The sequence below is a fragment of the Yaniella sp. genome (genome assembly GCF_030453185.1).
Classification (GTDB): Bacteria; Actinomycetota; Actinomycetes; order Actinomycetales; family Micrococcaceae; genus Yaniella.
Genome location: NZ_JAKDKW010000092.1, coordinates 1 through 8,117, shown reverse-complemented (window position 1 = coordinate 8,117; position 8,117 = coordinate 1). Strand labels below are relative to the sequence as shown.

Here is an 8,117-nt window from a genome sequence, read left to right as displayed (position 1 = left end):
CGTGAGAACACGCGTCCGAGTGGGTTATGCGGGTTGCACAGCAAGATCACCTTCGTACCAGCCTTGAGGCCGGCTTCGATCCCGTCTAAATCAAAATAGCCGCCGTTGGGCACGTCAGTCAGTGGAACTTCTACTGGCCGGACACCACCAACGTCGAGCCAATCGTAGAAGCGGTTGTAGACCGGCGGCATAATCATCACGCTACGATCCGCCCCGGCGTAGTGGCGCATCAGCTTGGCTGCAGCGGTCGCAGCATCAACATGGATGCTCACCTGGTCGGGTTCGATGTTCCAATTCCACCGGTCGCGTGCGAAATCGGAGAAGGCTTGCGTGACACCCTCGGCTGAACCGGGGTAGCCAGCGTCGTGCCGGGTGATCGCATTTTGTAGTGCATCGATGATGGCCGGAGCCAGATGAACATCCATCTCGGCCACCCAGGCGGGCAATACGTCAACATCTACGTTCGACCATTTGAGGCTTGCTCGCTCACGCAGACGGTCGTCTGAGATATCAAAGAGTTCGTCAACTGTGGGATGTGTTGTATGGGTCATAAGTCCAACGATAGGGGCGTTACCGGTAGAAGGCGAGACCTTCCGCAAGACTTCCGCTTGAGCCCGTCGTCGTGCGGGTTGGGTTGGACTTCAAGCGTACTACGGTCCAGCGGGACTGCATCGGAACAGCAGGGATCTAGTATGTGTGCTGCCGCTGGGGGATTATTGGCGCGACACCATTTCGTTGATCCAGGCAGGCGCGAAGGGCGAAGTGCAGTTTGGGGGAGTGGGGTAGTCTTTCAAAACTCCGAGCCGTTCACCAATATCCAGCGCTCGATTGCGCTGTTCTGGGTGGTGGATGCCAATGTTGGCTAAACATTCATTCATGGCCCATTGGAGTTGGGCCGGTGCGTGCTGCATTTTGATTTCGATGGTATCGAGCAGCTGATCGAGCTTGAGATGGGACGCATTCTTAGCGACGGCGTGGCTGGTAAGTGCCCAGCCCGCGCTTGCCACAACTTCGTCCGGATCGGTCATCCACTGGATCCGACGGTTTTCGGCTTCGGGATTCTTCTTCAAGATGTAGCTGACCAGCCAGTCATGGACTTTGGGCACCCGTGCCGCTCGCAGCATGGTTTCGAGTTGCTCGGCGGTGTATTTCTTGGGGCTGCTGATCAGTATGGCTACCAGTTGCGCTTGGGTATCGCCGGTGTCCCAGAGCTCGGTGGCACAGTCGTGTTGGGTTTTGAGTCGCTTGGCGATGGCCCGCAGCTTCGAGAGATTCACGCCAATATCGTTGCCGTGGCGTTCATTGACGGCACGGGCTTTTGGATCTTCTAACGCGGCCAGCTCGGCGAGCACTTCGCTGACTGTGACTTTTGGGGGTGGTGTGCGTGTGGCCAATCAGGGTCCTCCAAGTCGTTGGTTTGGTTCAAAGTCTATCGTTTGCGCTCACTGTGACGCACCTTAATTGCTGCAGTGTTCCACCCCATGTAATATCTATGCTCATAGGTATTTTTGTGATGCGCGATACACCAGAACGGAGAGCTGATGGTGGACCTTCGGGAAAAAATCGACTCAACCAAGATGGGCAGTTACCAATGGCTCATCATTGCTATCTGTACATTATTAAATGCGTTAGACGGTTATGACGTCCTGGCAATATCGTTTGCCTCGAACCAAATCACGGACGAGTTTCAGTTGTCTGGCCTAGCGCTTGGACTCCTCATGAGTTCAGCGCTAGTTGGTATGGCCATCGGAGCGCTCTTTTTGGGCCCTGTTGCGGATCGCATCGGTCGACGCAAGATGACGATCATCGCGGTCGTCATGAATATCGCCGGACTGTTCCTGTCTGCCACAGCCGCGTCTGCCTTTCAGCTGGGCATTTGGCGAGTCCTTACCGGGCTGGGAATTGGCGGGATTCTCGTCGGCACAAATGTTATTAGTGCTGAATTTGCCTCCCGGAAACGCCGCGGATTGGCCATCGGTATCTATGCCGCAGGCTACGGCATAGGGGCTTCCCTGGGCGGCACCGCGATGGTGGGACTGATCAACGCATTTGGGTGGCGGTCGGTGTTCCTCGCCGGGGGTATTGTCACAGCAGTTGCCCTAGTGATCGTGGTGTTCCTACTACCGGAGTCCCCGTCGTTTCTGTATTCACGGCGTCCAGCCGGCGCGCAGCAGCGTATTGACATGATCGTCGAACGGTTGGGATATGGCGAAAAATACGACTTGGACGCTGTGCCACAACCCACCGCCGCTGAGTCGAAAACCAGTATTTGGGATCTCTTCAGCCGCGAGAACCGCCGGGTAACCTTCGTTATTTGGACGGCATTTTTCGTGATTATGTTTGCGTTCTACTTCGTGAATTCGTGGACCCCGCGGCTCATGACGGCAACGGGGTTAAGCGAGACCCTGTCAATGTTCGTCACCGTCGCATTGACTCTTGGCGGAGCCATTGGTTCGGTCTCGTTCGGCCTCTTTACCGCCCGCTGGTCCACGCGAACAGTCCTCACCGGGTTTACCGTTCTTGCCTCGATCCTGATGATAATCTTTATCTTTACCACCCAGATACTCGTCCTGGTGCTGTTGCTTGGCTTGCTGGTTGGTGTGTTTATCAACGGCTGTATTGCAGGTCTCTACGTGCTGACACCACAGTCGTATTCCGCTGCGCTGCGTTCTACCGGTGCCGGATGGGCTATCGGGATCGGCCGGATAGGCGCAATTATCGCTCCCACGGCGACCGGTGCATTGCAAGATAATGGCTGGTCTCCCGAGGCCATCTATGTTCTGGTCGGGGTCATCATTCTGCTGGCCACGGCAGTGCTGTTCGGTATGCGCGGTGCCAACGTCGAGGCCAACCAACGCCCACAGCGTGTCAGCGCAGACGCATCGAACTAACAGCCCAAACTCACTGAGTGCGGATGCCCACAAACTGAGAATACGCCGTTAAACGACAGATGCCTGCGAACCAAAAGGTTCGCAGGCATCGTCATTGATCACACGTTGAGTGTGTTCGGGCCTTAGAGCTGGTTGCCGAGTTTGAACTCGCCCTTTTTCCAGTCTGGCATTTCTTCGTCATCGTCTGCACGAGTGTACGAGAAACCGTCAGCGCCAATGGTAACTTCCATTTCGCTGTCGTGAGTACGCTCGACGACATCCTGAGGATTGCCGTCCAGGTCCAGTACCAATGAAGCATCGGTGTACCAGGAAGGTACAACCGGGGTGCCCCACCAGTCACGGCGCTGGTTGTCGTGCACGTCCCAGGAGATAACCGGGTTGTCTGGGTCGCCGGTCCAGTAGTCCTGGGTGTAGATTTCTACGCGGTGACCGTCTGGATCACGCAGGTAGAGGTAGAACGCGTTGGAAACACCGTGGCGGCCTGGGCCGCGTTCGATGGCATCCGAGCGGCGCAGGGCACCGAGGCGGTCACAGATCGCCAAGATGTTGTGCTTCTCGTGTGTTGCGAAGGCAACGTGGTGCATCCGTGGGCCGTTGCCACCGGTCATCGCGGTGTCGTGAACGGTCGGTTTACGACGCATCCACGCAGCGTAAACGGTTTCGCCGTCTGCAATTTCTTCGGTGACGCGGAAGCCCAAGTCCTGCATGTAGCGCGCAGCGCGTGGGACGTCCGGGGTGACCTGGTTGAAGTGATCCAGACGGACCAGGGCGCCTGGTACGTGCAGATCGTAGCGCCAAGCGAGGCGTTCCATATGGTCAACTTCGTAGAAGAACTCGTAGGGGAAGCCCAATGGATCTTCAACGCGCAGGGAGTCGCCGATACCGCGCACGAAACCATCTTTGCGACGTTCAGTGCGGCAGCCGAGTTCTTTGTAGAAGGCTTCGGCTTTGTCGACGTCTTCTGGAGAACGTACACGGTAGGAGAATGCACCGACGGCGGCAACCGGGCCCTTTTTCAGGAGCAGGTTGTGGTGGATGAATTCTTCCGTGGAACGAAGGTAGATCTCGTTGTCATCTTCGTGGGAGATGTGGAGACCCAGGACGTCGACGTAGAACTCACGGGAGGCTGCCAGGTCAGTGACCTGCAGTTCCATGTACGCCACGCGCAGTACGTCTGGTGCTTCGGCCTTCGGCGTCGGAACGGGATTGTCCGTGTTGATCGACGCGTGCTGCGAGACGTAGAATCCCGAGCTGGTTTTGGTGCGGTTGTTTTTATCAATCTTCATGATGATCCTTCGGTTATGGTTCCAACCAGGTCTTACTGTTGACCGAATACTGGGTTGTGTACTTCGCCCAGGTTGATGTGGACTGCCTGCTGATCGGTATAGAAATCGATCGAGCGGTAGCCACCTTCCTGGCCAAGTCCGGATGCCTTGACACCACCGAATGGGGTGCGCAGGTCACGAACGTTGTTGGAGTTGAGCCAGACCATGCCGGCGTCAACGTTGTGCGCGAAGTTGTGGGAGCGCTTCAGATCGTTGGTCCACACGTATGCGGCCAGACCGTACTGGGTGTTATTGGCCAGTTCGAGTGCTTCTTCGTCGGTGTCGAACGGTGTGATCGCAACGACCGGACCGAAGATTTCTTCCTGGAAGATGCGTGCATCTGGGGCAACATCGGCGAAGACGGTTGGCTGCAGGAAATTTCCTTCTGGGAATTCTTCCGGACGGTCACCACCGGCTACCAGGCGTGCTTCTTCTTTACCGATCTGCACGTAGGACCAGACCTTGTCGAAGTGCTCTGGGTGGACCAGGGCACCGACTTCGGTTTTCGGATCGCTTGGCAGACCAACTTTGACGTTGGCGGCCTGGGCTGCGTAGCGCTCGACGAATTCGTCATAGATGCTGCGCTGAACCAGGATGCGTGAGCCGGCGGTGCAACGTTCACCGTTCAGTGAGAACACACCGAAGACGGTTGCGTTGATCGCAGCGTCCAGGTCGGCGTCTTCAAAGACGATGGCAGGGGACTTGCCACCCAATTCCATCGAGAGACCCTTGAGGTATGGGGCGGCGTTGGCCGAGATGAGTTTACCGGTGGACGATTCACCGGTAAACGAGATCAGTGGAACGTCGGGGTGCTTGACCAGGGAGTCACCGGCGAAGCCTTCTTCACCGTAACCATTGACCATGTTGAACACGCCGGTTGGCAGGCCAGCTTCTTCGAAGATGCCTGGCCACAGGGAGGCCGACAGCGGGGTGAATTCGGCTGGTTTCAGGACCACGGTGTTCCCGGTGGCCAGCGCTGGACCAAGTTTCCAGGATTCCAACATGAACGGGGTGTTCCACGGGGTGATCAGACCGGCAACGCCTTTTGGCTTGCGGTTGACGTAGTTCGCTTGACGACCTGGCACCTTGAAGGCGTTGTCGTGCTGGGAAACGATCAGGTCGGCGAAGAAACGGAAGTTCTCTGCTGCGCGACGGGCCTGGCCCAGGGTCTGGGAGATAGGTAGCCCGGAGTCCCAGGTTTCCATTTCAGCCAGTTCCTGCTGGCGGGTCTCAACGACGTCGGCAATGTTATGCAGAATGCGTGAACGTTCGCGTGGCAGCATGTGTGGCCATGGACCGTTATCGAAGGCCTCTTTAGCTGCTTTGACGGCGGCGTCGACGTCGGCGACTTTACCGGAGGAGCCCTTGATGTAGGTCTCGTTGGTGACTGGGTTCAGTATGTCGAAGGTGTCGCCGTCGATCGAGTCGACCCATTCACCGTTGATGTAGTGACGGATTTGATCTGGCATGTTTGCGGGTTTGCCGTTTGTCATGTCGTCCTTTCGAATGTTGCTAAAAATCTATGGTCGTGGATTTCGCGTGATGGTCCAGATAGGCGTGCAGGGTATTGAGCCGGTGGTTTCGAGCCGCCGATTCAATGATCGAGAACTCTGCGCCATCGGCGATGAGTTTCAGCAGTTCCTCGTGTTCGGCAACCGAGCTGATGGCCCGTGATGGGACGAAGGAAAAGGTTGACGAGCGAAGTGCCGCCAAACGATTCCAGCCGCGGTGCACAAGATCGAGGATGTGCGGGTTCTGGTGGTGTTCAAACAGTGCTGAATGAAATTGCTCGTTAAGTTCGGTGAACTTCTCGGGTGCGAAGTCGTGTGCCACGAGTGCTCTCATCTGCTCATTGATGCCGCGGGCTTTCTCCAGGGTTTCCTGGGTTACCAGTGGCGCACACTGAGCAGTGGAGTAGCCTTCGGTCAACGCCAGGGTTTCCATGGTGTGGCGGTATTCGACGGGGTCGATACCGGTGACCGTGGCCCCGACGTTGCGTTCAAACTGCACCAGATTATCGGTTTGCAACCGCCGAATGGCCTCTCGCACGGGTACAACCGACATGCCAAGCTCATCGGCGATCGTGGAAAGTACGAGCCGGTCACCGGGCTGGTAGTGCCCGGTGGTGATGCCCTTCAACACATGCTGGTGGGCCTGATCAGCTTTGGAGAGACCAGTGGGCTGCATTTACTTGCCTTGTTCTGCGCGGTAAGCCTCGTATTTGGCCTTCCACTCACCGGTCGGTGGGAACAAGCCGTCAACGGCTGCACCGTTCTTGACCTGTTCGTATACCCACCCGTCCTGCTGCTCTTGCTCAAAGGACTCGTCGATAATTTCGACGAGCATTTCTGGTGAGACCACGACGACGCCGTCGTCATCACCGATGATGATGTCGCCGGGCTGTACGGTGGTACCGCCGCAAGCGATGGTGCCGTCCATTTCCCACGGAACATGGCGGCGACCCAGCACGGCAGGGTGGTTGCCGTTGGAGTAGACCGGAATGTCTACGTCGAGCACGGCCGCTGAGTCACGGACACCGCCGTCGGTAATGATGGCGTTGGCGCCGCGTACTTTAGCGCGCATGGCCAAGACGTCGCCGAGTGTTCCGGTGCCTTTTTCGCCGCGTGCTTCCATGACGACGATGTCATCGTGTTGCACCGAGTCCATGGCCTGTTTCTGCTTGTTGAAACCGCCACCGTGTTTCTTGAACAGGTCTTCGCGGTTTGGCACATAGCGCAGGGTCTTGGCGAAGCCGAGAATCTGACGACCAGGGTGCATCGGGGTTGGCCCGTCGATGGTGCAGTTGTTGATACCGCGTTTGCGCATATTTGCAACGATGGTGGCAACGGCGGTCTGGGAGATTTTTTCACGCAGTTCATCGGTCAGGGTGGCACGTGGATCTTCGATACCGGCTGCTGCTTTGGAGCCCCAAGCTTCTTCACGCTGTACGTCGTCAACTTTTGGACCGTGGCCATAGTCGGACAGCGAAAAGTCTGCTTCGGCAACGTTGGATACGAGGCGACCGGTTGATGGGGTGCCCTGGGCACTTGGTGCATCAACTTCTACTTCGACGACGTCGCCTGGCTGGGCAACCGAGGAACCGGCAGGTGTGCCGGTCAAAATGACGTCGCCTGCTTCAAGGGTCATCATCTGAGAGAGGTCTGCGACCAGCTGGCCAAATGGGAAGACCAGGTCGTTGGTGGTGTCATCCTGGGTGACTTTGCCGTTGACCCAGGTGCGAACCCGGAGCTGGGCTGGATCGATACCTTCGGCGTCGATGATTGCTGGGCCCAGTGGCGTGTAATTGTCACCGGATTTGTTTTTGACGTTGGAACCTTTGTCTGCGTGGCGCAGATCGTACAGGCCCCAGTCGTTTGCTGCGGTGATACCGGAAACATAGGACCAGCCGTCTTCGGGAGCGACACGGCGGGCGTCTTTACCAATGATCAAGGCGATTTCGCCTTCGTAGGCGAGCAGCTCTGTGCCGGCCGGACGTTCAATGGTCGAACCGGTGGCTGCGATCGAAGAAGTGGCCTTCAGAAAGTAGCCGGGGAATTTTGGGTTGCGTCCGCGCTGTTCGATGCGGGACGGGTAGTTCAGGTGCAGGGCAACAATTTTGCCGGGACGGTTTTGCTTTTCAGAGAAATCGAAAGCAGTGACGTTCATCGAGACTATACCTCCGTTGGGGGTTGATGCGTGATCAAAATCGCCTGCTACAGATCGTATACGATTTGCAGGTATCTGTGAAATCGTCAGCAGATTTTGCGCCACCGGAGAGCAGTGCGTCTTTCCGGAAACTAGCCTAGAGGTCTCGATTGAACGCCGGGTTGCCGGCTGGTGCGTGAATGCTGGGTATACCGGACGGGCCTGGGTGCGGCGAACGAAGGGTGGTTCAACAATG

The 8,117-nt window shown here is 57.1% G+C and carries 7 protein-coding genes; 1 reads left to right on the top strand and 6 read right to left on the bottom strand.

Annotated features, from left to right (window positions below; genetic code table 11):
- Positions 1-551: aminotransferase class I/II-fold pyridoxal phosphate-dependent enzyme (locus tag L0H14_RS10975; protein WP_301421819.1), on the bottom strand; the 551-nt coding region annotated here is incomplete at its 3' end.
- 162 nt (positions 552-713) lie between these two features.
- Positions 714-1,394, bottom strand: coding sequence for a DNA alkylation repair protein (locus L0H14_RS10970; RefSeq protein WP_301421818.1), 681 nt, complete (start codon positions 1,392-1,394; stop codon positions 714-716).
- Between the two features lie 147 nt (positions 1,395-1,541).
- Here L0H14_RS10970 and L0H14_RS10965 point away from each other — a divergent pair, with 147 nt between their 5' ends.
- Complete coding sequence (locus L0H14_RS10965; RefSeq protein WP_301419416.1) at positions 1,542-2,891, top strand: MFS transporter; 1,350 nt, start codon at positions 1,542-1,544, stop codon at positions 2,889-2,891.
- Between the two features lie 122 nt (positions 2,892-3,013).
- Here the strand turns inward: L0H14_RS10965 and hpaD are convergent, their stop codons facing one another.
- Genes hpaD through L0H14_RS10945 form a run of 4 tightly spaced genes read right to left on the bottom strand, consistent with a single transcriptional unit; the run spans position 3,014 to position 7,882 of the window.
- Positions 3,014-4,177: a 3,4-dihydroxyphenylacetate 2,3-dioxygenase gene (hpaD, locus tag L0H14_RS10960; protein WP_301419417.1), complete on the bottom strand. Its 1,164-nt coding sequence runs from the start codon at positions 4,175-4,177 to the stop codon at positions 3,014-3,016.
- Between the two features lie 32 nt (positions 4,178-4,209).
- A complete protein-coding gene (gene hpaE, locus L0H14_RS10955; protein WP_301419418.1) occupies positions 4,210-5,709 on the bottom strand; it encodes a 5-carboxymethyl-2-hydroxymuconate semialdehyde dehydrogenase in 1,500 nt (499 codons plus the stop codon).
- 19 nt (positions 5,710-5,728) lie between these two features.
- Complete coding sequence (locus L0H14_RS10950; protein ID WP_301421817.1) at positions 5,729-6,403, bottom strand: GntR family transcriptional regulator; 675 nt, start codon at positions 6,401-6,403, stop codon at positions 5,729-5,731.
- Complete coding sequence (locus L0H14_RS10945; protein WP_301421816.1) at positions 6,404-7,882, bottom strand: fumarylacetoacetate hydrolase family protein; 1,479 nt, start codon at positions 7,880-7,882, stop codon at positions 6,404-6,406.
- Positions 7,883-8,117 lie beyond the last annotated feature (235 nt).

What these genes read in the sequence shown, in the direction of transcription:
- L0H14_RS10965 (WP_301419416.1), top strand. Translation starts at nt 1,542, where the DNA reads ATGGTGGACCTTCGGGAAAAAATCGACTCAACCAAGATGGGCAGTTAC.
- hpaD (WP_301419417.1), bottom strand. Translation starts at nt 4,177, where the DNA reads ATGAAGATTGATAAAAACAACCGCACCAAAACCAGCTCGGGATTCTAC.
- L0H14_RS10950 (WP_301421817.1), bottom strand. Translation starts at nt 6,403, where the DNA reads ATGCAGCCCACTGGTCTCTCCAAAGCTGATCAGGCCCACCAGCATGTG.
- L0H14_RS10945 (WP_301421816.1), bottom strand. Translation starts at nt 7,882, where the DNA reads ATGAACGTCACTGCTTTCGATTTCTCTGAAAAGCAAAACCGTCCCGGC.
- hpaE (WP_301419418.1), bottom strand. Translation starts at nt 5,709, where the DNA reads ATGACAAACGGCAAACCCGCAAACATGCCAGATCAAATCCGTCACTAC.